The following is a 24,665-nucleotide window of genomic DNA, read 5'->3' on the forward strand; positions in this document are numbered from 1 at the left end:
AAAGCACGGCGATGCGGTTTGACAGGCATCGCCGTTTTTTATGTCATCCCCGCGTGCGGTCATGCCGCCACAGCACGTCGCTGCCGCCGGCAAAGCGGTTGAGTACGCGCGACAGCACGAACAGCAGGTCCGACAGACGGTTTACGTACTGGCGCGGATGTTCGTGGAGGGGTTCCGCATTGGCCAGCGCGACGATGCTGCGCTCGGCGCGGCGGCACACGGTGCGGCACACATGCGCCAGCGAAGCGGCGCGCGAGCCGGCCGGCAGGATGAATTCGGAGAGGGCCGGCAAGTCCGCGTTGTATTTCGCCAGCAGGTCGTCGAGGCGCAGCACGTGCTCTTCCTTGATCAGCTGGTAGCCGGGGATGCAGATTTCTCCGCCCAGGTCGAACAGATCGTGCTGGATGGCCACCAGCTCGTCGCGCAAGGCGTCGGGCATGGCTTCGCACAGCAGCAGTCCCAGGTTCGAATTGAGTTCGTCCACGTCGCCCATGGCGTGGATGCGGGCGCTGTCCTTGCTGGTGCGGCTGCCGTCGCCCAGGCCGGTACTGCCATTGTCGCCCGTGCGCGTGGCGATTTTCGAAAGTCGGTTGCCCATGATGTCGATCCTGTAAAGAAGAATGGGGGCAGCATACGACACCGCGCGCCGCCTGGCCCTGGATTTGCGGGCAAATCGGACAAAAAATGCGGCGCGCGCCACTTTTGTGCTTACAATCGTTGCACGCCCATGCCCATTTGCCCTCCATCTTATGCTCAATGCTGCCCCTGAATCCGGATTGACCGCCGCGCGCCAGCAAGCCGTCGTCGCGGCCCTGCTGGCCGTGCTGCCGGCCCGCTGCGTGCTGTCCGACGCGGAAGATACGCGCCCGTATGAATGCGATGGCCTGGCCGCCTACCGCCAGCTGCCGATGGTGGTGACCTTGCCGGATACGGAAGAACAGGTCATCGCCATCCTCGGCGTCTGCCGCGCGTTGAAGGTGCCGATCGTGCCGCGCGGCGCCGGCACGGGCTTGTCGGGCGGCGCCTTGCCGATCGCCGATGGCGTGGTGCTGTCGACGGCGCGTTTGAACCGCATCGTGCGCGTCGATGCGTATGCGCGCACGGCCGTGGTGCAGCCGGGCGTGCGCAACCTGGCCATTTCCGAAGCGGCGGCGCCCCACGCGCTGTATTACGCGCCCGATCCTTCTTCGCAGATCGCCTGCAGCATCGGCGGCAACGTGGCGGAAAACTCGGGCGGCGTGCATTGCCTCAAGTACGGCTTGACCGTGCACAATGTGCTGCGCGTACGCATCGTCACCATCGATGGCGACGTGCTGGAACTGGGCGGCGAATGCCTGGACGCTCCGGGCCTCGACCTGCTGGCCGTCTTCATCGGCTCCGAAGGCATGCTGGGCATCGTCACGGAAGTGACCGTGAAACTGATACCGAAACCGGCCACGGCCAGGGTCATCATGGCATCGTTCGACGACGTCGTCACGGGCGGCAATGCGGTTGCCAACGTGATCGCGGCCGGCATTATTCCGGCCGGGCTGGAAATGATGGACCGGACTTCTTCGCGCATGGTCGAACCATTCGTCAAGGCCGGCTACGACATCGACGCTGCCGCCATTTTGCTGTGCGAAGCGGACGGCACGCACGAGGAAGTGGAGGAGGAAATCGCCCGCATGACGGCCGTGCTGGAAGGGGCGGGCGCCAGCGCCATCGCCGTCTCGCAGTCGGAAGCGGAGCGCATGAAATTCTGGTCCGGCCGCAAGAACGCCTTTCCCGCCGCCGGGCGCATCTCGCCCGACTACTATTGCATGGACGGCACCATCCCGCGCAAGCGCCTGGCGGAAGTGCTGACGGGTATCGCCGGCATGGAAGCGACGCATGGCTTGCGCTGCGCGAACGTGTTCCACGCGGGCGACGGCAATCTGCATCCCCTGATCCTGTTCGACGCCAACATGCCCGGCGAATTCGAGCGCGCCGAAGCGTTTGGCGCGGACATCCTGGCCCTGTGCGTGGCCGTGGGCGGCACCATCACGGGCGAACATGGCGTGGGCATGGAAAAGATCAATTCCATGTGCGTGCAGTTTACGCGCGCCGAACTCGATGCCTTCTTTGCCGTCAAGCGCGCCTTCGATCCCCATACCTTGCTGAACCCGGACAAGGCGATTCCCACCTTGAACCGCTGCGCCGAATTCGGCAAGATGCATGTGACGGCGGGGCGGCTGCCGTTCGCCAACCTGCCCCGTTTTTAATTTTCCGGAGACTCCTTTGCAAGCGATAGCGGAACAATTCAGGCAGCGGATCCTGGCGGCCAGCGCGGCGGGCAGTCCCTTGCGCCTGCGTGGCGGCGGCACGAAAGACTGGTATGGCCAGCAGCTCGAAGGCGAGGTGCTCGATACGCGCGCGTATGCGGGCATCATCGACTATGAACCGACGGAGCTGGTGATCACGGCCCGCTGCGGCACGCCGCTGGCGGAAATCGAGGCGGCGCTGGCCGCGCGCAACCAGATGCTGGCATTCGAGCCGCCGCACTTCGGCCAGGGCGCCACGGTGGGCGGCGTCGTCGCCAGCGCCTTGTCCGGCCCGCGCCGGGCCAGCGCAGGAGCCTTGCGTGACTTTGTGCTGGGCGCCGTGCTGATGGATGGCCATGGCGAGCGCCTGGCGTTTGGCGGGCAAGTCATGAAGAACGTGGCCGGCTACGATGTCTCGCGCCTGCTGGCGGGGTCCCTGGGCACCCTGGGCCTGATCCTGGAAGTGTCGCTGAAAGTGCTGCCCTTGCCGCTGCGCGAAGCGACGTTTCGCGTGGCCTGTGCGGAAATCGCCGCCTTGCGCATGCTCAATGAATGGGCTGGCAAGCCGCTGCCGATATCGGCCAGCTGCTGGCATGACGGCGTGTTGACGGTGCGCCTGTCCGGCGCCGAGGCGGCCGTGTCGGCGGCCCTGCAATCCTTGAAAGGCGAGCTGCTGGCAGCCGAAGACGCGGCCGCCTTCTGGCTGTCCGTGCGCGAGCAAACGCACGATTTCTTTACTGGCGCGGGCAGCCTGTGGCGCTTGTCGTTGCCGCCGCACGCCAGCGCCATGATTTTGAAGGGGCGCCAGATGATCGAGTGGGGCGGGGCGCAGCGCTGGCTGAAGCTCGATGGCGGCGCCGATGCCGATGGCGCACGGCACATCCGCCAGGCCGTGGCGGCCGCCGGCGGCCACGCCACCCTGTTCCGCGGCGGCGACAAGGCCGTGGGCGTGTTCCACCCGCTGGCGCCGGCCGTGGCCACCATCCACCAGCGCCTGCGGCAGGCTTTCGACCCGGCCGGCATCTTCAACCCGCACAGAATGTATTGAGCGCGCATGCAAACCAATCTCGCCGATTTCATCAAGAATACGCCGGCAGGCGACGAAGCCGAAGCCATTTTGCGCGCCTGCGTGCATTGCGGCTTTTGCACGGCCACCTGTCCCACCTACCAGCTGCTGGGCGACGAACTCGATGGCCCGCGCGGGCGCATCTATCTGATCAAGCAAGTGCTCGAAGGCGCGCCCGTCACCGCCAAGACGCAGACGCACCTGGACCGCTGCCTGACCTGCCGCAACTGCGAGTCCACCTGTCCATCCGGGGTGCAGTACGGTCGCCTGGTCGACATCGGCCGCAGCGTCGTCGAGCAGCGCGTGCAGCGGCCCTTGCGCGAACGGGCCTTGCGCTTCGCCCTGAAGGAAGCCTTGCCGCGCCGCTGGCTGTTTACGCCCGTGTACAAGGCGGGGCAGGCGCTGCGGCCGCTGCTGTCGAAAAGCTTGCAGGATAAATTGCGACCCGGCGCCGCCGCTGGCGCATGGCCGGCGCGCCGGCACGCGCGCACCATGCTGCTGCTCGACGGCTGCGTGCAGCCGGCCATGTCGCCGAACATCAACGCGGCCACGGCGCGCGTGCTCGATGCGCTCGGCGTGCAGCTGATCGTCGCGCCGAAGGCGGGCTGCTGCGGCGCGCTGCGCCATCATTTGAACGACCAGGAAGCGGCGCTGGACGACATGCGCCGCAATATCGACGCCTGGTGGCCCTATGTAGACTGCGCGGACAGCGCGGAAGCCATCGTCATGACGGCGTCCGGCTGCGGTGCCACGGTGAAGGAATATGGCTACCTGCTGGCGCACGATGCCCAATATGCGGAGAAGGCGCGGCGCATCGCCGCACTGACGCGCGATTTGTCCGAGATCATGCCGGCCTTCGAAGCGGAACTGGTGGCGCTGCTGAAAGGGCGCATCGGCAAAAAAGTGGCGTACCACCCGCCATGCACCCTGCAGCATGGCCAGCAGGTGCGCGGCAAGGTGGAGCAGGTCTTGCGCGCCGTCGGCGTCGACGTGCGCCTGTGCGCCGACAGCCATCTGTGCTGCGGTTCGGCGGGCACCTATTCGATCCTGCAGCCGGCACTGTCGCAGCAGCTGCGCGACAACAAGGTGGCGAACCTGGAAGCGTGCGAGCCGGAGATGATCGTGTCGGCGAATATCGGCTGCCTGAGCCACCTGCAGTCGGGCACGGAGACCCCCGTGCGGCACTGGATCGAATTGATCGACTCCGCCTTGACCCCGGTCAAATAGGCACTTCGTTGTATTGCGCGATGCGCCATTGCGGCGCAGGGATGAAATTGTTGGCCCACTCCAGCACGGCGTCGGCCGGCATGGGGCGGGCGATGCCGTAGCCTTGCGCCAGGTCGCAGCCCAGCTGGATCAGGCGGGCGCCATGCTCGACGCTTTCCACGCCTTCGGCGATCACCGTCAAGCTGAAGGAGCGGGCCAGGCCGATGACGGCGCGCACCAGGTGCAGGTCGTCGCGGTCGTTGAGCATGTTGCGCACGAAGCTCTGGTCGATCTTGACGATATTCGCCGGCAGGCGTTTCAGATACGACATCGACGAGTAGCCGGTGCCAAAATCGTCGAGGGCAAACGTGATGCCCAGCGCCTGGCAGGCGCGGATGATGCGGCGCACGTCTTCGATGTCGTGCAGGGCCGACGATTCGAGGATTTCCAGTTCCAGCATGCTGGCGCGCACGCCGGGAAATTCGCCGAGAATGGTTTCCAGGCGCGAGACGAAGTCCGGTTGCTGGAAGTGGCGCGCCGCGATATTCACGCTGACCACCCAGTGCTTGCCGCAAGCGACCCAGCGCTGCATTTGCCACAGGGCCTGGCGCAGCACCCATTCGCCGATGTCGATGATCAGATCCGTCTGTTCCACCAGCGGCAGGAATTGCGCGGGCGCCAGCACGCCGCGGCGTGGATGCTGCCAGCGCAGCAGCGCTTCCATGCCCACCACCGTGCCGGCGCGCATATTCACCTTGGGCTGGTAGTACAGCCGCAGTTCGCCATTGATCAGGGCCTGGCGCACTTCCGTGCGCTGGTTGTGGTGGGTGCGCACTTCCTCATCGAGATTGGTATCGAAGAAGTGATACTGGTTGCGCCCCGTCAGCTTGGCCTGGTAGACGGCGTGGTCGGCGTGGCGCAGCAGGCTTTCCGTATTCAAGTCCTTGCCCGCGTAGACGGCGATGCCGACGCTGGCCGTCATGTGCAGCGCCTGCTGGTCGCAATGATAGGGGCGGCTCAGTTCCTGCATCAATTGGGTGATGTTCTGTTCGATGCTGGCGATGCTGGCCTGGCCGCACAGCAGCAAGACGAATTCATCGCCGCCCAGGCGCGCCGCGTAATGGATCTGGCCCGTAAAGGCGTGCAGGCGACCGGCCACCTGCTTGAGGATTTCATCGCCCGCTTCTGCGCCGTAGCGGTCGTTGATGGCCTGGAAATGGTCGAGGTCGAACAGGCAGACGGCCAGCAGGCGCTGGCGTTCGCGCGCCAGGAACAGTTCCTGCTCGAAGCGGGCGGCCAGCGCGGCACGGTTGGGTAGACCCGTCAGCACATCATTGTAGTTTTGCCAGGACAGCTTTTGCAGCGCCTGCTGCATGTGCACGGTTTCGTTCAGCTGTTCGCCCAGCTGGCGCTGGCTGGTTTTCAGCGAGGTCAGCAGTTCTTCGATATCGCCGGCCATGCCGTTGAACGACTGCGACACGGCTTGCGCCTCGGGCGTGGCGCCAGCCGCCAGGCGCACGGCGAAGTTGCCATCGCGAAAGCGGTCCGTCGCTTGCACGAGCCGCGCCAGCAGCTTGCGGTGCGAGGCCAGGATCAAGCCCAGCAGGAGGAAGACGAGGACGATATTGATGGTGCTGAGCACGGCCTGCTCGCGCACCCTTTGCCACACCTGGGCCAGGGGCCGGCCGGGCGTGTAGTGCAGGTCGAGGATGCCGTCGCCGCCGTCCGGCAGCGCCACCGTCAGGCGGCTGCGGATGGCCGCCATGCCCGCCAGGCGCGCAAACCACGCCGGCACGCCGTCGGCCAGCGCATCGCTCAGCTTGTTGTCGGCCAGCACTTCGACATGCCCGCCAGCCGTATCCCAGCGCACGGAGGCGAGGCTGCGGTTCAGTGGCAGGGCGCTGCGCAGCGCTTGCTGCACGCTGTCGTGCATCGCATGCCTGTCCGTATGCACGGCCAGCGGCAGCACGCTATTGGCCAGGAACAGGTCGAGTTGCCGGGCGTCGCTCTGGTAGCGCGCATTGGCCAGCGCCGTTTCCGTACCCAGCAGGGCGTGATAGCGTACAGCGGAAACGGCGAGTATCAGGAAGGTAATAGGGATGAAGAGGCGGGAATAACTACCCATCCGCATCCATGAAGATAATATTTTCCCAAAGACTGGCATCGTTTTTTGATCGATATCTGCGAATAATTATGTAAACATTATCACCGATATTTGCTATTTGAAACACAATATTGATATCAGGCATGAAATAAATACGGTTTTATAGATTTCGCATGATTGTTGTCTTAAATCAAAGTATTGCATTTTTCACTCCTGTAGCAATTGCCGTATGTCGGCTGCCAGACTGGCCGGTTTGCTGGCCGTCGCATAGCGGCGAAAGACGCTGCCATCCTTGCGCACCAAAAACTTGGTGAAATTCCATTTGATCGACTGCGTGCCCAATATGCCGGGCGCCGCCTGTTTTAATTGCGCAAACAGGGGATGGGTATGCGGGCCATTCACGTCGACCTTGCCAAACAGGGGGAAGGTGACGCCGAAGTTTTTCTCGCAAAAGGCGCCGATCTCCGCATTCGAGCCCGGTTCCTGCTGGCGGAATTGATTACAGGGAAAACCCAGCACGACCAGGCCCTGGTCGTGAAATTCGCGGTACAGCGCTTCGAGCCCCTGGTACTGCGGCGTGAAGCCGCAGGCGCTGGCCGTATTGACGATCAGCAGCACCTTGCCCTTGTATTGCGCCAGGTCGATCGGCGTGCCGTCGAGCGCCTCGGCCTGGAAATCGTGGATGCTGGTCATGTCAGAGGAGTCCCAGTTTGGTGGCGCCCGTTTGCGGGGGCGGTTCCGGCGCCGTTGCGCCCTTGAGTTTGATCGTCAGGCGCAGGTCGTTGACGGAGTCCGCATTGCGCAGCGCGTCTTCATAGCTGATGGCGCCCCCTTCGTGCAGGTCGAACAGGGCCTGGTCGAAGGTTTGCATGCCATGCTCGCGCGATTTTTTCATCAGTTCCTTGATCTCGTGCACCTGGCCCTTGAAGATCAGGTCGCTCATCAGCGGCGAATTGAGCAGGATTTCCAGCGCCGCCTTGCGTCCGCCGCCATCCTTGCTGGGAATCAATCGCTGCGAAATCATGCCCTTCAAATTCAGCGACAGGTCCATCAGCAATTGCTGGCGCCGCTCTTCGGGGAAGAAATTGATGATGCGGTCCAGCGCCTGGTTGGCGTTGTTCGCGTGCAAGGTCGCCAGGCACAGATGGCCCGTTTCGGCAAACGCGATGGCGTGGTCCATGGTGTCGCGGTCGCGTATTTCGCCGATCTGTATCACGTCGGGCGCCTGGCGCAGGGTGTTTTTCAGGGCCGTGGCCCAGTCGTCCGTATCGACGCCCACTTCGCGCTGGGTGACGATGCAGTTGCCGTGCGGATGGATGAATTCCACGGGGTCTTCGATGGTGATGATGTGGCCGTGGCTGTGCGCGTTGCGGTGGCCCACCATGGCCGCCAGTGTGGTCGACTTGCCGCAGCCCGTGGCGCCCACCATGATGACGAGGCCCCGCTTGCTCATCACGATGTCTTGCAGGATGGGGGGCAAACCCAGTCCATCGAGCGTGGGGATGGCGGTATTGATCAAGCGCAAGACCATGCCTGCCTGGCCCATCTGCACGAAGGCGGATACGCGGAAACGTCCGAGCCCCTCCGGGCTGATGGCGAAATTGGCTTCGCGGCTGGACGCGAATTCGGCCGCCTGGCGTTCGTTCATGACGGCGCGCACGTAGCCGGCCGATTGCTGCGCGTCGAGCGCGCCTTCCGCCAGCGGCGTCAGCTTGCCGTCGAGCTTGATGGCGGGCGGAAAGCCGGCCGTGATGAACAGGTCCGAGCCGCCCCGTGCGCGCATCTGCGCCAGCAGCGCGTGCATGGCGCCATAGTGTTCGTGCGTCGTCTGCATGGCTTATCCGGGGAAGTTTTCAGGCGCCTTGGCGGCCGAGCGGGCCGTTTCCGCGGAGATCGTGCCGCGCCGCACCAGGTCGGTGAGGCACTGGTCCAGGGTCTGCATGCCCACATTGCTGCCCGTCTGGATGGCCGAATACATTTGCGCCACTTTCGCTTCGCGGATCAGGTTGCGCACGGCCGGCGTGGCCAGCATGATTTCATGCGCGGCCACGCGGCCCGCGCCATCCTTGGTTTTCAGCAAGTTCTGCGAAATGACGGCTTGCAAGGATTCGGACAGCATGGCGCGCACCATTTCCTTTTCCTCGGCGGGGAAGACGTCGATGATGCGGTCGATCGATTTCGCCGCCGACGAGGTATGCAGGGTGCCGAACACGAGGTGGCCCGTCTCGGCCGCCGTCAGCGCCAGTCGGATGGTTTCCAGGTCGCGCAACTCGCCCACTAAAATCACGTCGGGGTCTTCGCGCAGGGCCGAGCGCAGCGCATTGCTGAACGAATGCGTGTGCGAACCCACTTCGCGCTGGTTGATCAGGCATTTCTTCGGTTCATGCACGAATTCGATCGGGTCTTCGATGGTCAATATATGGTGGTTCAGGCGCTCGTTGACGTGGTTCACCATGGCCGCCAGGGTGGTCGACTTGCCGGAGCCCGTCGGTCCCGTCACCAGCACGAGGCCCCGCGGACGCATGGCCAGTTCGCCGAAGATGCGCGGGGCGTTGAGTTCTTCCAGGGTCAGCACCTTCGACGGAATCGTGCGCAGCACGGCCGAGGCACCGCGTTCCTGGTTGTAGGCGTTGACGCGGAAGCGGGCCAGGCCGGGAATCTCGAACGAGAAATCGCATTCCAGCGCTTCTTCATACGCCTTGCGCTGGCTGTCGTTCATGATGTCGTAGATCATGCTGTGCACTTCCTTGTGCTCGAGCGGCGCCACGTTCAGGCGGCGCACGTCGCCGTTGACCCGTATCATCGGCGGCAGGCCGGAAGACAGGTGCAAGTCGGAAGCCTTGTTGCTGACGGAGAAAGCGAGTAGTTCGGAGATGTCCATTTATAATCCCTGTGCCTGCATTGATGGGCTGGCGCACTGTGCCGCCGCCCCTATACACTAGAAAATGATTATGTCCACAATCGAACAGAACTTGCAAGCCGTGCGCGACAGTATTGCGCAGGCCGCCGCTGACGCGCAGCGCGCGCCGGCCGACGTGACCCTGCTGGCCGTCTCGAAGACCTTCGGCGCGCATGCCGTGCTGGCAGCCATGCGCGCGGGCCAGGCGGCGTTTGGCGAAAACTATCTGCAGGAAGCGCTCGACAAGATTGCCTTTGTGAAGGAAGCCGCACCGCAGCAAGCACCGGCCTGGCATTTCATCGGCCCCATCCAGAGCAACAAGACGCGCCCCATCGCCGAGCATTTCGACTGGGTGCACACGGTGGAACGGGAAAAGATCGCCGCGCGCCTGTCCGAACAGCGCCCGGCCGGCTTGCCGGACCTGAATATCTGCCTGCAAGTCAATATCAGCGGCGAGGCCAGCAAGAGCGGTGTGACGCCGGCCGAATTGCCGGCCCTGGCGCGCGCCGTGGCGCAGCTGCCGCGCTTGCGTTTGCGCGGCCTGATGGCCATTCCCGAACCGGAAACGGATATCACCCTGCAACGCCTTGCGTTTGCGCAATTGCGCGTGCTGTACGAACAATTGAATGCCGAAGGGCTGGCGCTCGATACCTTGTCGATGGGCATGTCGGCCGACTTGCGCGCCGCCGTGCTCGAGGGCGCCACCATCGTGCGCGTGGGCAGCGCCATCTTCGGCTCCCGCAACTATTCCTAACTGATTGACAGAAAGTATAACCATGACGACAGAATTGAATATCGCCTTTGTAGGCGGCGGCAACATGGCGGCGGCCCTGATCGCGGGCCTGGCGGGCAAATTGACCCTGGGCGGCAATATCCACGTGATCGACCCGCACGCGCCGGCGCTGGAAAAACTGCAGGCGCAATTCGGCGTCACGACGGCGGCTTCCGCGGGCGAGGCATTGCGCGGCGTGGATGTGATCGTGCTGGCCGTGAAACCGCAAAGCATGCGCGAAGTGGCGGCCCAGTTGCTGCCTTTCCTCGACGGGGATAGGGCGCCGTTGATCCTGTCGATCGCGGCCGGCATCCGCGCGGCCGACCTGTCGCGCTGGCTCGGCGACTACCCCGCCATCGTGCGCTGCATGCCGAACACGCCGGCCCTGATCGGCATGGGCATCACGGGCATGGTGGCCAGCAGCGGCGTGAGCGAGGAGCAGAAGAAGATGGCGGACGCCATCCTGCGCGCCGTCGGCCAGACCGTCTGGCTCGATGACGAAGCCAAGATCGACCCCGTCACGGCCGTGTCGGGCAGCGGCCCCGCCTATGTGTTTTACTTTATCGAGGCGATGCAGCAGGCGGCCGCCGAACTGGGCTTGACGCCGGAGCAGGGCACGCAGCTGGCGATTGCCACCTTTACGGGCGCCGCGCAACTGGCGGCCAATTCCAGCGAGCCCGTGTCCTTGCTGCGCGAGCGCGTCACGTCGAAGGGCGGCACGACGTATGCGGCGCTCACCAGCATGGAAGAGAGCGGCGTGAAAGCGGCCATCGTCAAGGGCATCAAGGCGGCCGCGCAACGGGGGCGCGAGATGGGTGACGAGCTGTCGAAGTAATTAGATCACCTTGACGGCGCGGCCTATGTATAAAATCGGTCCTGTCGGCCGCCCCGTTGGCGAGCCCGCTTCCGGCTCCAGGGTGATTTCAAACAGTTGATCGGCTTGCAGCGGCGGCAGCTTATCCAGGGTCAGCTTGAGGCTTTGCCCCGGCTTGACGAGGCCCAGCGAGACAGGCGCGCCCCAATCCTTGCCCTTGGTCCAGAATTGCAGGGCTTTTTGCTGCGGCACGTTTGTCGGGCCCAGCGGGATCAGGCTCAGGTCGCGGTTCTTGCCGCCGCGTCCACCCGCCTGCACGATCCAGCCCGGCGATTTATCCTGCGGCGCCACCAGCACCACCAGATAACCGGGTCCGCCCGGCGCTTGCAGCTGCACGCTGACCAGCACGGCCAGCACAGCTGTCGCTACCAGGCCGCCGCCGGCCAGCAATCTCCAGAAGGCCAGGCTGTTCCACCACGCTTGCCAGCCGCCCGCCTGCTGCACGGCTTTCGGCGTGAACAGGCTGGCGCTGATGCGCGGCCACAGTTGCGCCGAGGGTGTTTCGGGCGGCGCCAGGGTGGTCAATGGCAGCAAGCGCTGTTCCCAGGCATCGACGGCGTCGCGCAAGGCGGCATCGCGCGGCAAGCGCTGTTCGACTTCAGCGCGTTCGGCCAGCGCCAATGTGCCCAGCACATATTCGCTGGCCAGCCTGTGCAATTCCTCGTCGCTGTTGATCATCCCATGCACTCCCGCAAGGCGGCCAGGCCCCGCTTGACCCAGGCTTTGACGGTCCCCAGCGGCGCTTGCAGGCGCTGCGCGATTTCGCTGTGAGAACAGCCATCGACGTAGGCGTACAGGATGCTATTGCGCTTGGCTTCATCCAGGTGGCCGAGGCAATCGTGCAGCTTGCCCAGGTCCGCCTGGTCGGCATAGGCCTCGCCCGCGTCGTGGCCTTGGCGTTGGTGCAGCAGGGTTTCCACGGTATCCTCGTCGGCTGACAGTTCATGGGCGCGGGCGCGCGCCATGTCCAGCGCCTGGTGCCGCACCACCACATAGATCCAGCCCTTGCCGCTGCCGCGCGTGGCATCGAAGCTGCCGGCGCGGCGCCAGATATTCAGGAAGGCGTCGTGCAGCACGTCTTCGGCCAGGGCCCGCTGGCGCACGATGCGCAGGGCCACGCCCAGAAGGTAGCGGCTTTCCTGCTGGTACAGGCCGTGCAATGCCTGCTGCTCGCCCCGGGCGCAGGCGCGCAGGGCGGCATCGTAATCGTAAGGGGCGGCTAGCGTTGGCAAGGTTGGCGCAATCGTCAAGAGTAAACGGTTAGCAAGTTTTCAAGGCCGAGTATAGGCCAGAAACCCGCTTGCCAACCGTCGCTTTCACTGATTTATGCGGCCTTCCAGAAAATGTAGTCGGCTTGATAGGGCACCCATTGCTTGGTGCCGACGGATTCCATGCCGCAGGGGCTGCTTGGCGCCACGCCACCGCTGGTGGCCACGCGCTGGATGTAGCTGACGCCCTGCATGGCGCCGCTGCCCGTGGCCGGGTTGGCTTTCACCAGCTGATACGGGATGTTGCCGGCGCCGGCCGGCGCCACGGCCACTTGCGTCGCCGTCACTTTCGAGCCATCCAGGTTGGCCCAGGTGGCGGGTGGGCCGACATACGTGCCGACCTGCATCCCGCTGCGGTCGTTCAGGGCCGCGTCCGGGCCCACGAAGACCCATTCATGGCCCGTCATGTCTTTCTTGGCCTTGCATTCGTAGGCGATCTTGCCCACGCCCACCGTTTGCATGGCTACCTGGTGGCCATCGGGCACCTTGACGGCATTCGGTAATTGTTCCTGCGAATAGCGGGCACTCATGGGGGCACAGGCGGCCACGAGCAGGGCGGCGCACAGCACGGTGAGCGAAGGGGCGGTATGGCGTGGGGCGATGGTGGCAAGCATGGCGAACTCCTGGTAGTTGGCTCAACCGGCTGGTTGATACCATTACTACGCATGGGCTTACCATTTGGATGCAGCCAGAGAAAAATATTCTAGAACGCCTATCAAAACCTACTGCGCGTCGTATTTTGCGGCCTGCGATGCTCACTGTACCTTCGTACAGTTGCGCTTCTCGACCACAACTTCCTTCCGCTCGCTACGGTTTTGTTAGGCGTTGTTAGTCTGGCGTTTCTTTCTTGCTGAAACGCCGCGCCAGGGCCAGCACGACGGGCATGGCGGTGGTGGCGTGCTTGAGCAGCGCGCCGCTGGCCCGTAGCAGCGGCAGGAAACGGCGCGGGCGCACGAGCAGCAAACCCAGCACGGCGCCCCCTATCATCAGGGGAATTTTAAAGCGCGTGGCCAAGGTGTGGCGCAGATTGCCGCCCGTTAAAGGCTCCAGCAATTGGCGCGTCTGCACGCCCAGGGCCAGGCGCTGCAGCGCGCATTCGGCCAGCAGCGCGTCGCGCCGCTGCGCCAGGCTGGCGGCCGTGTGCACATGCGATAACTTGGTGGGATGCGTGGTCATGGCCGCTCCGATCCCCGGCGCGCCAGCAGCTGCAGCTCGTCCAGGTCTTTGTTCAGTTCGGAAAGTGTAAAAGAAAGCAGTTTCGGCTTGCTGCGGAAACTGGCGCGCACGCCCAGCAGGGTGGCGATGGCGGCGCCGATGAAGACGGCGGCCGTGATGGCGATGGCGGCGATGCGGTGCGTATCCCAGAACAGCACGATGACGAGGAACACGATCAAGACCAGGCCGACAAACAGGCACAGCAGTGCCAGCATGGCCAGCGCCAGATAGGACAGGAAGCGCAGCGACTCTTCTTCCATTTCCACGGCCGCCAGGGCCAGACGGGTCTGGACGATGGCGGCGAGGGTCGCTGCGACTTGGGCGACATGGTGCAAGATAGCCATATGCTGCCTTTCGCGTCAGGAGACGGCCTGCGCCGTCGGTGCTGCGTCGGTACTGCGTCGTTACTATCTAGCGGCGTGACGAGGAAAGCAGCAGGCCGAACAGCACGCCGATGACGGCGCCCGCGCCCACGGCTTTCCATGGATTGTCCTGCACGTATTCATCGGTGGCCTTGGCCGCCTGCTTGGTACGTTCGAGCAAATCTTCTTCCAGCTTGATCAAGTCTTTCTTGGCCGTTTCCAGGGTGGCGATGAACTTGTCCTTGACGGCTTTGACATTCTCGCCCGTCTGATCCTTGGCGCCATCGAGCCAGCCTTCCGCTTCATTGATGACGGTTTTCAGGTCGCCGACCAGTTTGTCGCGGGCCTTGTCGGCGTCGGCGAGGATGCTGTCGCTGCTGGATTTTCCGGTATGTATCGAGCTCATGTATTACCTCATGGAAGTGAAACTGCACAGTGAAATACCAGTGTAGGCAGCTGCGGCCAGGCCTGTCTTGCGCCGCCTCAAGGGCTGCCGTGGCGCAAGGGTTTTTGCTTAGCGGAAAGCAAAGTCCAGTACCACGCCCGCAAACACCGCCGCTCCTAGCCAGTTATTATGCCGGAATGCCGCAAAACACGGCATACGCTCGCGTGCGCGTATCAGGGTGTAGTGGTAAACGGCGCAGCCGGCCGCCACCAGCAAGCCCGCCACGAACCAGTAACGCAAGCCCAGGTACCAGCCGCATGCCAGCCACAGCAGCAGGAAAACGGCATAGCAGGCCATGACGATGGCCACGTCGTAGCGGCCGAAGGTGATGGCCGAGGTCTTGATGCCGATCTTCAGATCGTCGTCGCGGTCGACCATCGCGTATTCCGTATCGTAGGCCACGGCCCAGAAGACATTGCCCAGCAGCAGCAGCCAGGCGACGGCGGGCACGGCATCCGTGATGGCGGCAAAGCCCATGGGGATGCCGAAGCCGAAGGCGATGCCCAGGTACGCTTGCGGGATGGCAAAGAAACGCTTGAAGTAGGGATAGGTGCCGGCGATGATGACGGCGGCCACCGACAACTGCTTGGTCAGCGCGTTGAGGGGCAGGATCAGGCAAAAGGCCAAGACGGCGAGCACGCCAGCCACGGCCAGCGCTTCCTTGCCGCTGATGCGTCCGCTGGTGATGGGACGCTCGGCCGTGCGTTTGACGAATTTGTCGATATCCTGGTCGGCGTAGTCATTGATGGCGCAGCCTGCCGAGCGCATCAGGAAAGTGCCAAGAGTAAAGATCAGCAGCAGCCGCCAGTCCGGCACGCCCTGCTGCGCCAGCCACAGCGCACACAGGGTAGGCCACAGCAGCAATACGGTACCGATAGGCTTGTCCAGCCGTATCAGGCGGAAATACAGCGCCAGCTTGTTCATGGAAGACTCGATCTTGTTGAAGAGAAAGGTCGATTATCGCAAATAGTATGTAAATGTACTATTTTGCGCCTGGGGCGCTAGTCTTCGTCCTCGCAGAGCGGCGTAATGCCCGGCAAGTTGCAGCTGGCGATGGCTGCGCACAGGGCGTCGATGGCGGCCTTGCGCGTAAAGCTCTTGCGCCACAGCATCACCACCCGGCGCGATGGCACGGGGGCGGCGAAGGGCCGGTATTCGAGCATGCCGTCGGTGGCGTGCATATTGGCAACGGAGGCGCGCGGCAAGACCGTCAGGCCGATGCCGCTGGCCACCATGTGGCGGATGGTTTCCAGCGAGGAACCTTCGAACGTGCGCTGCATGCCGTTGCCGGGCGAGGAAAAACGCGCCATTTCGGGGCATACTTCCAGCACCTGGTCGCGGAAACAGTGGCCATTGCCCAGCAGCAGCATGGTTTCCGATTTCAAGTCCTGCGCGGCGATTTTGTCGCGCGCCGTCCACGGATGCTGGCGCGGCATGGCGACGACGAACGGTTCGTCATACAGTTCCTGCATGGCCATGCCGTGGTCGGGCAGGGGCAGGGCCATGATGGCCACGTCCAGTTCGCCCTGGCGCAGCAATTCGAGCAGGCGAACCGTGAAGTTTTCCTGCAAGATCAAGGGCATCTGCGGTACCTGGTCTATCATGGCCTTGACCAGCGGCGGCAGCAGGTAGGGGCCGATCGTGTAGATCACGCCCAGGCGCAGGGGGCCGGCCAGCGGGTCCTTGTTTTGCTTGGCGAGTTCCTTGATGGCGGCTGTCTGTTCCAGCACGCGCTCGGCTTGCGCAATGATCTGCGCGCCCAGTGGCGTGACGGAGATTTCCGCGCCGCCTCGTTCGAACAGGACCACGCCCAATTCGTCCTCGAGTTTCTTGATGGCCACTGACAGGGTGGGCTGGGCAACGAAGCAAGCTTCGGCGGCATGGCCGAAGTGCTTCGCTCGCGCGACTGCAACGATATATTTCAGTTCAGTCAGTGTCATAGGTTGATTGAAACACAGGAAGTGCTTACTTGCAATGAATGAAAGGTGGCGCAAACGTGAAACTGTGGCGCCGATGGCGTATTGTAGCGGATCGCCCCCTATAATGCGGGACCGGGCAGCGAAGGGAGATGGCGATGGAATTGCACCTGCAGGCGCTGGAAGCGGCAATCAATTACTGGCGTGCCAGGCAACCGGCGCGCGGCAATGAATATGCGCTGTCGCCGTCCGTCAGCCGCCTGGCCGGCGTGTATGCGCTGATGATTTACTATCGGCAAGATCGCATCGCCGAAGAAGGGCTGGACCCGGCAGTCGTGGCCTTGATCGATGCCTGGCGCCGGGATGCCGGCGGCATCCAAGGCGATAGTCACGCCTGAGCGTGACCGTATCGTCACCCTATTTAACCCAACAAGAGATATCCATGCCTGATTTTGAAAACAAACTGTGCGGCCGTGACGAACTGCGCGCCCGCGCCGCGGCCCTGCCGAAACCGGTGGTGGTGACGAACGGCGTGTTCGACATTTTGCACCGTGGCCACGTAACGTATCTGGCACAGGCGCGCGCGCTGGGCGCCTCGCTGATCGTTGCCGTGAATACCGATGCTTCAGTGAAACGCCTGGGCAAGGGCGATGACCGCCCCCTGAACAGCTGCGAAGACCGCATGGCCGTGCTGGCTGCGCTGGAAGCGGTGAGCCTGGTCGTGCCGTTCTCGGAAGACAGCGCCCTGGAAGTGGTGCTGGACATCGAACCGGAAATCTATGCCAAGGGCGGCGACTACGACATGGCGGCCATTCCGGAAGGCAAGGCCGTGCTGGCGTATGGCGGCCAGGCCGTGGTCATCGATTTCGAGCACGACCGTTCGACCACCAAGCTGTTGACGAAAGTGCGGACGCAGCAGGGCTGAGGAAGCTCGTCAATGTTTCCATACAGATAAAAAGACGTTACTATGAGAACTGCTAGGGCTGCGACCTCGTTTCGTCAGCCCCAGCACGTTCCACCGTCTGAATGCATTGCTTGTCATAGAAAATAAATGGATCATAAAACTTCTGGGGATTGGCCACTGCCCTCCGGCGCCTGGCACGTGGATGACGATGGCGCGTGGAGCATGCAGCGCAGCGCGGACGGCCAGAACGTCTCGCCCTTGGTGAGCCATGCCGATATCGGCAAGCTGATGCTCGCGCGGCGCCTGCCCGCAGCCGCCGGCGCGCCCGTGCGGCAATTTCCGCCCGAATTTTCGTTCGACCCCGCCTCGGGCGCGGCCTTGCAAATGCCGCCCGACACGGCCGCCACGCCGCCCTGGGTGCCGCCCTACGGCGCATATCCCGTCAGCGACGTGCCGCCAGCGGGCCCGGCCGGCTTGCGCCAGGCCAGCGTGCCCCTGAAACTGGCCGACCAGCGCGCGCGCGAAGAGCATGCGCAGGCCGATGCCTCGCTGCCCATGCCGCCGCCCGGCGAATACGAATTCTTTTCCGCGCAGTTCGGCACCAGCGCGCCTGCGCTGCTGGCGCTCGACCCGCGCAAGGCCGTCTTGCACGCCTGGCTGCCCGCCTCGAAACGCTGGCTGGCGCTGGACCCCGACTATGGCAGCTTGCTGGCCGAATCGGACCTGGCCCACGGCGCCTGGCGCGCCGAGCTGGTGCCGGAGTTCAACAGCGTGCTGGTCTTGCCGACCAGCCATGGCCTCGCTTGCATCCGCCCCGACGTGCCTTCGCTCACCTATGTGGTCGAGCATGTGGGCGGCGCGCCTTGCGCGGCCGCGCCCGTCTGGTTCCAGAACCGTTTGTGGGCGCCGCTGCGCGACGACGATGGCCGCATCCGCTTCGTCAACCTTGATGCGCAACAAAAGCCGGGCAGCGATGTGCTGCTCGACGGCGTGGTTGAGCTGGGTACCGTCAGCGCGCCCGTGGCCTACAACCGCATGGCCGTGTGGCCTTGCGCCAATGGCCAGCTGCGCCTGCAATTGCAGCCGGACGGCAACGTGGCCGCTTCGTTTACGCCTTGGCCCGAAGGGCTGGTGCCGCATTTCGAATTCGGCAGCCCGTACGTGTCGCGCGACGGCGGCCTGTGGCAGTTGTGCTTCGAGCGTGGCCGCGGCACCTATGTCTACGTGAAACTGGGCGCGCAGTCCGAACGGGCCGATGCGCTGGCGCCGCGCCTGTGTTCAGGCAGCTTCAATTACCGCTTCGCCACCAAGCTGAAAACGGCGCCGTGGGAAGAGCCGGAACATGGCGACGATGGCGGCAAGAACCAGGCTGTCATGCCCTTGCTGGAGTCGGGGGCCGGCAGCAGCGTCTTTGGCGTGAAGTTTGCCACCAGCGCCGGCCTGTCGAGCGTGCTGCGTTCGAACGAGCGCCTGGCGGCCCAGCTGGTACAGGACGACGAGTTGCGCGAAACCGTGTTTCATACCTTTGCCGTCAGCGAGCCGTGGCGCGTGCGCCTGTTTGTCCATGAAGGCACCTTGTGGGCGTACCACCCGCTGCTGTCGCGCATCGATGGCTGGGCCTTGCAGGCATGAAAGCGCGCGCCCTGATCGCGGCCGGCGCCGCCTTCCTCTCCTTCGCCAGCGCCAGCGCCAGCGTGCAGGCGGCCGGCATCCAGCAAGCGTTTCTCGTGCAAAACTCGGGCTGGATGGAGCCGTTTTACACGGATGAACATTCGCAACTGAAAGCCCTGGTGGGCGCCGTGGCGCAGGCCGCGACGAGCCCGTCCGACAAGGTCTACACGCTGGCCTTCAGCCAGAGCAGCGGCGCGCACGTGTCGCCGTCGCTGCTGGGGCAAGGGCAGGGCGGCGCCGGCGTGGCGGGCCAGCTGGCCAATCTCGGCCTGGCGCGCAAGAGCGCCGGCGGCGCGCTGGCCGACACGGATTTCCAGGAAGCCGTGACAAAAACCATCACAGGGCCGTTCCAGTCCGCGTCCGGCATCGTGTGGATCTTTACGAATAACAAGAACAGCCCGAACAACGATAGCCAGACGGCCGAGCGCAACCGCGACTTTTATCGCTTGCTGCATCTGGAGCCGTCGATCACCAAGACGGTGGTGTTTCCGTTGCGCATGCCCGTGCAGGGCAAGCTGTACAGCGCCAGGGGCTTGATGGTGTATGCACTGGCGTATGGCCAGCCGGCGTCCGAGGCTTTGACCCGCATCCTGGCCGAAGGGCGGCTGTCGCAAGTGCTGACGCGCCCGCCCGCGCGCCTGAAACCGGTGGACCAGGATGCCGTGCGCATCGTGCCCCAGTCCGTCAAGAACAGCGCCAACGTACACGCCAGCCTGGGCCGCGACGGGCGCACCATCGTGCTCGACGTCGATGCGGCGAACCTGGTGCCGCAAGTGGTGCTGCAGGCGTCCTTGCAAAACATGTTTTTCCCGTACGTGATCGACAGCGCCAGGGTGCACGCCAGCCTGGCCGGGCAGAACGCGCCCTTGCACGTTGCGCCAGATCAAATCCGCCAGCTGCAGCCGGGCGCCAGCCAGTCCGTGCAGGTACAGTTTGCGCTGCCGATGGCGCAAATTCCGTCGCCGTGGTCGGCGCAGGCGATCGCCGCCATGGGCAAGCAGGTGATGCTGCCCATGCAGGCCCAGGTGGGCCTGTTGGAACAGCGGCTGGCGCTGTCGTCCAGCTTTGGCAAGGATTTGCAGGAATTGTTTCCGGGCGACCCGATATCCAGCATGTTTACGCCGCCCGACAGCGTGCGCGCGTCGCAGGCAACGATACCGTTGCTGGTGCGCATACAGTATCCGCTGCTGCCCGTGCTGGTGATACTGGGCGGCGTGCTGGCGCTCGTGCTGGGCTTGCTGGCGCTGGGCCTGGTCGGCACGCGCGCCACGCGCTACAAGGTGCTGGCCGACGGCGTGCAGCGGCAAGTGTTATTAAAACCGTTCAAGAGCGTGCAGATCCGCGATGATGACGGCCGCGACATTGGCGAACTCAAACGGGGCCTGGGCAAGCCGGCCGTCGTGCGCGTGGCCGAAGGCCATACCTTGACCCTGGCCTGAACACAGATTCCTTAAAAATTCCTTCCATTTAACAGAGGCATACCATGGCGCAAGACACTCCCAAAGACAACGCAGGTTTTACCTTGCCGGCCCCGGTAACGGCCCCGGCATCCGCACCGCCGGCCACGGACGCACCTGCGGCCAGCGCCGCCACCACCACGGCCACCACGGAACCGGCGCCCGCGTTCGATGCGGCCGGGACGACCGATACCTCGTCGCGCGACACCCTGGTCGGCGGCGTGGTGCTGTTGCTGCTGTTTATCGCCTTTTTCTTTGCCAAGAATGCCTACGCGAATGGCCTGGTGGCCAAGCGCGTGCCGCCGAACAAGGCCAATGCCTCGGGCTGGTGGCTGTTCATCTTCCTGGCCAGCCTGGCGACCGGTGTCGTGCTGGCCGCCGTGAACGCGCATAAATTCCTTGCGCCACTGTTCATGGGACCGCTGGTGCTGGTGGGCCTGGTTGCCCTGTTGCTGACATTTACCTCCAGCCGCCGCTAAGAACACGCCGTTGCACGCATCATCGAAGGAATCACCATGGCAGAGAACCTGAACCAAACCATCACCGGCGGCGCCAGCGAGCGCAAGCAGGACAAGATCATCGAACTGCGCCCGACCCTGTTCATCGGCATCGGCGGCACGGGCATGCAGGTGCTGATGCGCGTGCGTCGGCGCATCCTCAACACCCTGTGGGGCGGCGCGGGCAACCGCACGCGCATCGAGGGGCTGGCCGACTTTCCCATCGCGCAATTCATCCATTTCGACCTCGACAATGGCGCCGTGATCGAAAGCGGCGAGTCGCAGGCGAAGGACTTGCAGTTCGACCAGGTGAAGTTCACGGACGACGACAAGGTGGTTGAATCGTTCGACATGGACAAGTACAGCCGCGATGAAGATTCCCTGGAGAAGTATCCGCATATCAAGGAATGGCTGCCGCTGACGCCGCAGCGCATCCGCGAACTGCGTTTCGACATGAGCAGCGGCGCCGGGCAGATCCGCGCCGTGTCGCGCCTGTATTTCTTCGACAAGTATGCCAAGATCCGCGACAAGATCCGTTTGAAACTGAAAGCCCTGAAAGCGGGCCTGTCGCACGAGCGCCAGCTGGCCGAACTGGGTTTGCGCATGGAAACGAACCGTTTCCGCATCGTCATCGTCGGTTCCGTGGCGGGCGGCACGGGTTCCGGTTCCTTCCTCGACATGGGCTTGCTGGCGCGCTGGCTGGCGCGCAGCGAAGTGGGCGCGGCCGACGTCGAGCTGATGCTGTTCTTGCCGACCGGCTACACCAAGGCCAACAAGGACCGGGTCGAAGCCAACGGCTACGCGGCGCTGATGGAGCTGGAAGCGGCCATGATGGGCAACAAGGGTTATGTGGGCCGCTGGGATGCGTATGACCGGCCGGAATTGACGCGCGAGCCGTACAGCGAGGTTTACCTGATCGATTCGGGCAACCTGGCCCAGCAGCACACCAAGGATGTCAGCGACGTCTACCATATGGTGGCCGATTCGCTGTTCGAGGATTTCGCCTCGGCCGACTTCGCGCGCGCCAAGCGCTCGATCGCCGTCAACCAGGCGCAGCACAAGAACTCGCTGTACAACGCGCCCGTGCCGCAAGACCGCTTCGGCGACATGCGCCTGTATTTCTCGAAGCGCTTTTCCTCGTTCGGCATGGCCGTGCTCGATACGCGCCAGGAAGCGGCGCGCGACGAGCGGGCTCACCGCTGGGCCGGCGCCATGCTGCAAGCATTCTTTGGCGTGGGCGGCACGGATGCGGGCGCCAACCGCGCCACGGATACGCAGCGCGATAATTTCCTCGCAGCCAATATGTTCCTGAAGGGCACGCCGTTCAGCGATTTCCCCGAGTTTTCCGACAAGAGCATCGAACTGAAGCGCTCCAGCGGCGACTTCATCGATTTCCGCGTCGTCGATGAATTGCTGGAAGACCGCCATGGCCACTTGCTGGCCGGCGTGGAAAACCGCGTCAATACGCGCATCAACGATATCCGCACGGGTTTCGACCGCAGCGAATGGCCGGCGCAGGTGCGCGACGCCATGAAGCACCTGGAGCGCGACGCCGTGCGCGACCAGGATTCCACGGCCGACACGACGGAAGACCGTATCAGCAAGCGGCGCCGCGAAGTGCTGGAAGACGTCAAGAAAGTCGTGCGCGACCAGCTGTATGGCTACCTGGACAACAAGGAATTCGGCGGCCTCGAATACGTGCTGTCGCTGGTGGAACAGATCAAGGACCGCATCGAGGCGCCGGGCAGCGGCTTGACGGCGCAGATCGGCAACAATGCCGAGCGTTACCGTGAAATCAAGGAAGCCGTGCGCTCGCGCGAATACGAGCGCCTGCTGAACAACCTGGAGCAGACGCGCAGCACCTTCGGCTTCCTCAGCAATGGCGAAAAGCAGGCGGGCGTGGTGATGGACCATTTGCGCACGGAAATGGCGAATGCCCTGAAATTCCATTTGCGCGCCAAGGCGGCGGACGAGTCCGTACTGCTGCTGGGCGAACTGTCGCGCTGGCTGGGCAACCGTATCGGCGTCGACGCGCAAGGCCGCGCGCAGTGGAATGGCCTCGTGGGCGAGCTGCAAACGGGCCGCGAAGGCGTGCTGGCCATGCTGGCGGAATTGAAGACGGCCAATACCATCCTGCAAAAGGACCTGGACAAGGAACACGCGACCCTGATCGTCATTCCCGTCACGGAAAAAGACATCGCGCTGCCATCGGCGGCCACCTTGCGCCAGTGGGCCGATGAAGCGTTCAAGGACATGGGCGGCTCGAAAGCGCTGTTCCCCATGCTGGGCGAGCCGGCGCAGCGGGGCTTGATCCTGGCCAAGGTCACGCGCATGGCCGAGAACATGATCGCCACGGCTGGCCTGGCCGAAGGGGCGACGAGCACGCCCGACCCGCTGTTCGAAGCGCTGGAACAGATGGATGTGTCCGAACGCCTGGACCGTTTCCGCAAGCTGCTGGCCTGCTCCATGCCGTGGATCGACGCCAACATGGCGGGTGATTTCACGGTCGTGTCGGACCAGTTCAAGTGCGTGATCGGCGTGGCCAACGCGGCCGCCTTCAAGGCGAAGTTCGGCGCCGAGCTCGAATCGTGCGTGCCGACCCAGGTGGGCATCACGGTGAGCCAGCTGGAAATCGTCGAGACGGGCATCCGCGGGCGCGCCGTCTGCTATTGCGAACTGGCCGGCGTGCCGATGACGGTGCTGCGCGGCCTGGAAGGCTGGCGCACCAGTTACCGCAAGGAAGGCGACAACGACAAGGCGCCGACCCACACGCACATCGATCCGACGCAATTCACGCACCCGATCGCGCCGAACACGGACGAGATGAAGCGCCTGGCGGAAGACTTCGGCGAATTCCTGCAAGCGATCATGCTGGGCGTGCTGACACGCCACACGGGCCGGGTCGTGCCGCCGGGCCAGTACCAGTTTGCCGTCGAACCGGGCGACTTGCGCCGCATCGGCAATGAACGGGCCATCCGCCAGAACGGCATGCCTGCCTCGTACGAGAAAAATATCGCCCTGCGCATCGAAGAAAAATTGACGGCGCTTGATGCCGTGCAGACGGCGGCCATGGCCGCGCTGGCAAAATACTACGAGCGGGGCGTGTATGCGCCCAAGCTGGTGGCGCAAGCCGATGGCTCGCAGCTGCCGTACATCGGTTTTGGCAGCGCCATTTCCGCCGAAGTGGGCGCGCGCCTGCGCGAGTCGGCGCGCCGCAAGGGCATGTCCAGCGACGAGCTCGACCACACGGTGCAAGCCTTGCTGGGACGCCTGAAGGAGTGGGCGAATGTCATCGGCGACTCCGACAGCGATGCCTACGACTGGGAAGTGCGCGAGCCGGACGCGGACGGCCAGCCCCGCCTGAAATATGCGATCAAGGCGGAAATGCTGGAAGCGGGGCGCCTCGAGCAATTGCTGCGCCCGGCAGGTGCGGCCGCTGCCCCGGCGGCAATCGCGTTCGGCATGCCACCACCGCTGGGCGGCATGCCGCCGCCGCTGGTGGAATACCAGTATTTCCTGGGTATAAACGGCCAGCAGCAGGGACCGTTCACGGCCCAGCAGATCGTGCAGTACGTGCAGGCAGGGCAAGTCGCACCAAGCACCACCAAGGTGTGGCGCGCCGGCTTGCCGGCCTGGGCCGACCTGGCCCAGTTCCCCGAACTGGCGCCTTTGTTCCTCGGCGCGCCGCCACCGTTGATGCCGCCGCCCTTGTGAACGCTGGAATGACGTT

24 protein-coding genes are annotated in these 24,665 nt (G+C 64.1%); 11 read left to right on the top strand and 13 right to left on the bottom strand.

Annotated elements, in window-relative coordinates:
• Window positions 1-43 precede the first annotated feature (43 nt).
• Window positions 44-598: a cob(I)yrinic acid a,c-diamide adenosyltransferase gene (locus tag BLT98_RS25905; RefSeq protein WP_034784827.1), complete on the bottom strand. Its 555-nt coding sequence runs from the start codon at window positions 596-598 to the stop codon at window positions 44-46.
• Between the two features lie 151 nt (window positions 599-749).
• Here BLT98_RS25905 and BLT98_RS25910 point away from each other — a divergent pair, with 151 nt between their 5' ends.
• From BLT98_RS25910 to glcF, 3 genes are read left to right on the top strand one after another with little or no spacing between them, the layout of a single operon-like run.
• On the top strand, window positions 750-2,240 hold the full coding sequence (locus tag BLT98_RS25910) for an FAD-linked oxidase C-terminal domain-containing protein (RefSeq protein WP_092612847.1): 1,491 nt from the start codon (window positions 750-752) through the stop codon (window positions 2,238-2,240).
• A 16-nt stretch (window positions 2,241-2,256) separates the two neighbouring features.
• Window positions 2,257-3,327: a glycolate oxidase subunit GlcE gene (gene glcE / locus BLT98_RS25915; RefSeq protein ID WP_092612850.1), complete on the top strand. Its 1,071-nt coding sequence runs from the start codon at window positions 2,257-2,259 to the stop codon at window positions 3,325-3,327.
• A 6-nt stretch (window positions 3,328-3,333) separates the two neighbouring features.
• Entirely contained in the window at window positions 3,334-4,572 is a 1,239-nt protein-coding gene (gene glcF, locus BLT98_RS25920) for a glycolate oxidase subunit GlcF (RefSeq protein WP_092612853.1), read from the top strand.
• Here the strand turns inward: glcF and BLT98_RS25925 are convergent.
• From BLT98_RS25925 to BLT98_RS25940, 4 genes are all read right to left on the bottom strand, one after another.
• Window positions 4,565-6,676 (bottom strand): putative bifunctional diguanylate cyclase/phosphodiesterase, encoded by a 2,112-nt coding sequence (locus BLT98_RS25925; RefSeq protein WP_092612856.1) that lies wholly within the window; start codon window positions 6,674-6,676, stop codon window positions 4,565-4,567. The two genes, glcF and BLT98_RS25925, sit on opposite strands and share 8 nt — an antisense overlap.
• Window positions 6,677-6,862: 186 nt before the next feature.
• Window positions 6,863-7,348 (bottom strand): glutathione peroxidase, encoded by a 486-nt coding sequence (locus tag BLT98_RS25930; RefSeq protein WP_092612859.1) that lies wholly within the window; start codon window positions 7,346-7,348, stop codon window positions 6,863-6,865.
• A 1-nt stretch (window position 7,349) separates the two neighbouring features.
• Window positions 7,350-8,489, bottom strand: coding sequence for a PilT/PilU family type 4a pilus ATPase (locus tag BLT98_RS25935; protein ID WP_170846501.1), 1,140 nt, complete (start codon window positions 8,487-8,489; stop codon window positions 7,350-7,352).
• 3 nt (window positions 8,490-8,492) lie between these two features.
• A complete protein-coding gene (locus BLT98_RS25940; protein ID WP_070258779.1) occupies window positions 8,493-9,536 on the bottom strand; it encodes a type IV pilus twitching motility protein PilT in 1,044 nt (347 codons plus the stop codon).
• A 70-nt stretch (window positions 9,537-9,606) separates the two neighbouring features.
• Here BLT98_RS25940 and BLT98_RS25945 point away from each other — a divergent pair, with 70 nt between their 5' ends.
• Together BLT98_RS25945 and proC are read left to right on the top strand one after the other, a co-directional pair.
• Window positions 9,607-10,308: a YggS family pyridoxal phosphate-dependent enzyme gene (locus BLT98_RS25945; RefSeq protein WP_092612861.1), complete on the top strand. Its 702-nt coding sequence runs from the start codon at window positions 9,607-9,609 to the stop codon at window positions 10,306-10,308.
• Between the two features lie 22 nt (window positions 10,309-10,330).
• A complete protein-coding gene (gene proC / locus BLT98_RS25950; protein ID WP_092612864.1) occupies window positions 10,331-11,161 on the top strand; it encodes a pyrroline-5-carboxylate reductase in 831 nt (276 codons plus the stop codon).
• On the opposite strand, the gene BLT98_RS25955 is transcribed toward proC, so the two are convergent.
• From BLT98_RS25955 to BLT98_RS25990, 8 genes are all read right to left on the bottom strand, one after another.
• Entirely contained in the window at window positions 11,162-11,878 is a 717-nt protein-coding gene (locus tag BLT98_RS25955) for an anti-sigma factor (RefSeq protein ID WP_092612867.1), read from the bottom strand.
• Window positions 11,875-12,432: a sigma-70 family RNA polymerase sigma factor gene (locus tag BLT98_RS25960; protein WP_092613087.1), complete on the bottom strand. Its 558-nt coding sequence runs from the start codon at window positions 12,430-12,432 to the stop codon at window positions 11,875-11,877. Before BLT98_RS25960 ends, BLT98_RS25955 begins: the two co-directional genes overlap by 4 nt.
• A 92-nt stretch (window positions 12,433-12,524) precedes the next feature.
• The gene (locus BLT98_RS25965; RefSeq protein WP_092612870.1) at window positions 12,525-13,082 is read right to left on the bottom strand and encodes a DUF3455 domain-containing protein; all 558 of its coding nucleotides are present in this window, start codon (window positions 13,080-13,082) and stop codon (window positions 12,525-12,527) included.
• A 214-nt stretch (window positions 13,083-13,296) separates the two neighbouring features.
• Window positions 13,297-13,644, bottom strand: a complete 348-nt coding sequence (locus BLT98_RS25970) for a hypothetical protein (RefSeq protein WP_092612873.1) — start codon at window positions 13,642-13,644, stop codon at window positions 13,297-13,299.
• Entirely contained in the window at window positions 13,641-14,027 is a 387-nt protein-coding gene (locus tag BLT98_RS25975) for a phage holin family protein (protein WP_034784855.1), read from the bottom strand. The genes BLT98_RS25970 and BLT98_RS25975 overlap by 4 nt, the downstream gene beginning before the upstream one ends.
• A gap of 67 nt (window positions 14,028-14,094) precedes the next feature.
• A complete protein-coding gene (locus BLT98_RS25980) occupies window positions 14,095-14,451 on the bottom strand; it encodes an ElaB/YgaM/YqjD family protein (RefSeq protein WP_034784857.1) in 357 nt (118 codons plus the stop codon).
• A gap of 108 nt (window positions 14,452-14,559) precedes the next feature.
• Window positions 14,560-15,414: a 4-hydroxybenzoate octaprenyltransferase gene (gene ubiA / locus BLT98_RS25985; RefSeq protein ID WP_092612876.1), complete on the bottom strand. Its 855-nt coding sequence runs from the start codon at window positions 15,412-15,414 to the stop codon at window positions 14,560-14,562.
• 77 nt (window positions 15,415-15,491) lie between these two features.
• On the bottom strand, window positions 15,492-16,430 hold the full coding sequence (locus BLT98_RS25990; RefSeq protein WP_034784860.1) for a hydrogen peroxide-inducible genes activator: 939 nt from the start codon (window positions 16,428-16,430) through the stop codon (window positions 15,492-15,494).
• A 134-nt stretch (window positions 16,431-16,564) separates the two neighbouring features.
• Between BLT98_RS25990 and BLT98_RS25995 the strand changes: the two genes are divergently transcribed.
• The 6 genes from BLT98_RS25995 (at window position 16,565) to BLT98_RS26020 (ending at window position 24,649) form a co-directional block, all read left to right on the top strand.
• On the top strand, window positions 16,565-16,804 hold the full coding sequence (locus BLT98_RS25995) for a DUF3717 domain-containing protein (RefSeq protein ID WP_034785368.1): 240 nt from the start codon (window positions 16,565-16,567) through the stop codon (window positions 16,802-16,804).
• Window positions 16,805-16,848: 44 nt separating this feature from the next.
• Window positions 16,849-17,331, top strand: coding sequence for a D-glycero-beta-D-manno-heptose 1-phosphate adenylyltransferase (gene rfaE2 / locus BLT98_RS26000; protein WP_092612879.1), 483 nt, complete (start codon window positions 16,849-16,851; stop codon window positions 17,329-17,331).
• Window positions 17,332-17,457: 126 nt separating this feature from the next.
• The gene (locus tag BLT98_RS26005; protein WP_139179380.1) at window positions 17,458-18,942 is read left to right on the top strand and encodes a hypothetical protein; all 1,485 of its coding nucleotides are present in this window, start codon (window positions 17,458-17,460) and stop codon (window positions 18,940-18,942) included.
• Window positions 18,939-20,420 carry a hypothetical protein gene (locus BLT98_RS26010; RefSeq protein WP_092612885.1) on the top strand — a complete coding sequence of 494 codons (1,482 nt, stop codon included), beginning with the start codon at window positions 18,939-18,941 and terminating at the stop codon, window positions 20,418-20,420. The genes BLT98_RS26005 and BLT98_RS26010 overlap by 4 nt, the downstream gene beginning before the upstream one ends.
• A gap of 44 nt (window positions 20,421-20,464) precedes the next feature.
• The gene (locus tag BLT98_RS26015; protein WP_092612888.1) at window positions 20,465-20,917 is read left to right on the top strand and encodes a hypothetical protein; all 453 of its coding nucleotides are present in this window, start codon (window positions 20,465-20,467) and stop codon (window positions 20,915-20,917) included.
• Between the two features lie 36 nt (window positions 20,918-20,953).
• Window positions 20,954-24,649: a tubulin-like doman-containing protein gene (locus BLT98_RS26020; RefSeq protein WP_092612891.1), complete on the top strand. Its 3,696-nt coding sequence runs from the start codon at window positions 20,954-20,956 to the stop codon at window positions 24,647-24,649.
• Window positions 24,650-24,665 lie beyond the last annotated feature (16 nt).

This window comes from Janthinobacterium sp. YR213 (genome assembly GCF_900099875.1).
GTDB lineage: Bacteria > Pseudomonadota > Gammaproteobacteria > Burkholderiales > Burkholderiaceae_D > Janthinobacterium > Janthinobacterium lividum.

What these genes read in the sequence shown, in the direction of transcription:
- ubiA (WP_092612876.1), bottom strand. Translation starts at nt 15,414, where the DNA reads ATGAACAAGCTGGCGCTGTATTTCCGCCTGATACGGCTGGACAAGCCT.
- BLT98_RS25995 (WP_034785368.1), top strand. Translation starts at nt 16,565, where the DNA reads ATGGAATTGCACCTGCAGGCGCTGGAAGCGGCAATCAATTACTGGCGT.
- BLT98_RS25970 (WP_092612873.1), bottom strand. Translation starts at nt 13,644, where the DNA reads ATGACCACGCATCCCACCAAGTTATCGCATGTGCACACGGCCGCCAGC.
- glcF (WP_092612853.1), top strand. Translation starts at nt 3,334, where the DNA reads ATGCAAACCAATCTCGCCGATTTCATCAAGAATACGCCGGCAGGCGAC.
- BLT98_RS25930 (WP_092612859.1), bottom strand. Translation starts at nt 7,348, where the DNA reads ATGACCAGCATCCACGATTTCCAGGCCGAGGCGCTCGACGGCACGCCG.
- BLT98_RS25935 (WP_170846501.1), bottom strand. Translation starts at nt 8,489, where the DNA reads ATGCAGACGACGCACGAACACTATGGCGCCATGCACGCGCTGCTGGCG.
- BLT98_RS26010 (WP_092612885.1), top strand. Translation starts at nt 18,939, where the DNA reads ATGAAAGCGCGCGCCCTGATCGCGGCCGGCGCCGCCTTCCTCTCCTTC.
- BLT98_RS25945 (WP_092612861.1), top strand. Translation starts at nt 9,607, where the DNA reads ATGTCCACAATCGAACAGAACTTGCAAGCCGTGCGCGACAGTATTGCG.
- BLT98_RS25980 (WP_034784857.1), bottom strand. Translation starts at nt 14,451, where the DNA reads ATGAGCTCGATACATACCGGAAAATCCAGCAGCGACAGCATCCTCGCC.
- BLT98_RS25955 (WP_092612867.1), bottom strand. Translation starts at nt 11,878, where the DNA reads ATGATCAACAGCGACGAGGAATTGCACAGGCTGGCCAGCGAATATGTG.
- BLT98_RS25905 (WP_034784827.1), bottom strand. Translation starts at nt 598, where the DNA reads ATGGGCAACCGACTTTCGAAAATCGCCACGCGCACGGGCGACAATGGC.
- BLT98_RS25925 (WP_092612856.1), bottom strand. Translation starts at nt 6,676, where the DNA reads ATGGGTAGTTATTCCCGCCTCTTCATCCCTATTACCTTCCTGATACTC.
- BLT98_RS26015 (WP_092612888.1), top strand. Translation starts at nt 20,465, where the DNA reads ATGGCGCAAGACACTCCCAAAGACAACGCAGGTTTTACCTTGCCGGCC.
- BLT98_RS25910 (WP_092612847.1), top strand. Translation starts at nt 750, where the DNA reads ATGCTCAATGCTGCCCCTGAATCCGGATTGACCGCCGCGCGCCAGCAA.
- BLT98_RS25990 (WP_034784860.1), bottom strand. Translation starts at nt 16,430, where the DNA reads ATGACACTGACTGAACTGAAATATATCGTTGCAGTCGCGCGAGCGAAG.
- BLT98_RS25940 (WP_070258779.1), bottom strand. Translation starts at nt 9,536, where the DNA reads ATGGACATCTCCGAACTACTCGCTTTCTCCGTCAGCAACAAGGCTTCC.
- BLT98_RS25975 (WP_034784855.1), bottom strand. Translation starts at nt 14,027, where the DNA reads ATGGCTATCTTGCACCATGTCGCCCAAGTCGCAGCGACCCTCGCCGCC.
- rfaE2 (WP_092612879.1), top strand. Translation starts at nt 16,849, where the DNA reads ATGCCTGATTTTGAAAACAAACTGTGCGGCCGTGACGAACTGCGCGCC.
- BLT98_RS26020 (WP_092612891.1), top strand. Translation starts at nt 20,954, where the DNA reads ATGGCAGAGAACCTGAACCAAACCATCACCGGCGGCGCCAGCGAGCGC.
- BLT98_RS25965 (WP_092612870.1), bottom strand. Translation starts at nt 13,082, where the DNA reads ATGCTTGCCACCATCGCCCCACGCCATACCGCCCCTTCGCTCACCGTG.
- proC (WP_092612864.1), top strand. Translation starts at nt 10,331, where the DNA reads ATGACGACAGAATTGAATATCGCCTTTGTAGGCGGCGGCAACATGGCG.
- BLT98_RS26005 (WP_139179380.1), top strand. Translation starts at nt 17,458, where the DNA reads ATGGATCATAAAACTTCTGGGGATTGGCCACTGCCCTCCGGCGCCTGG.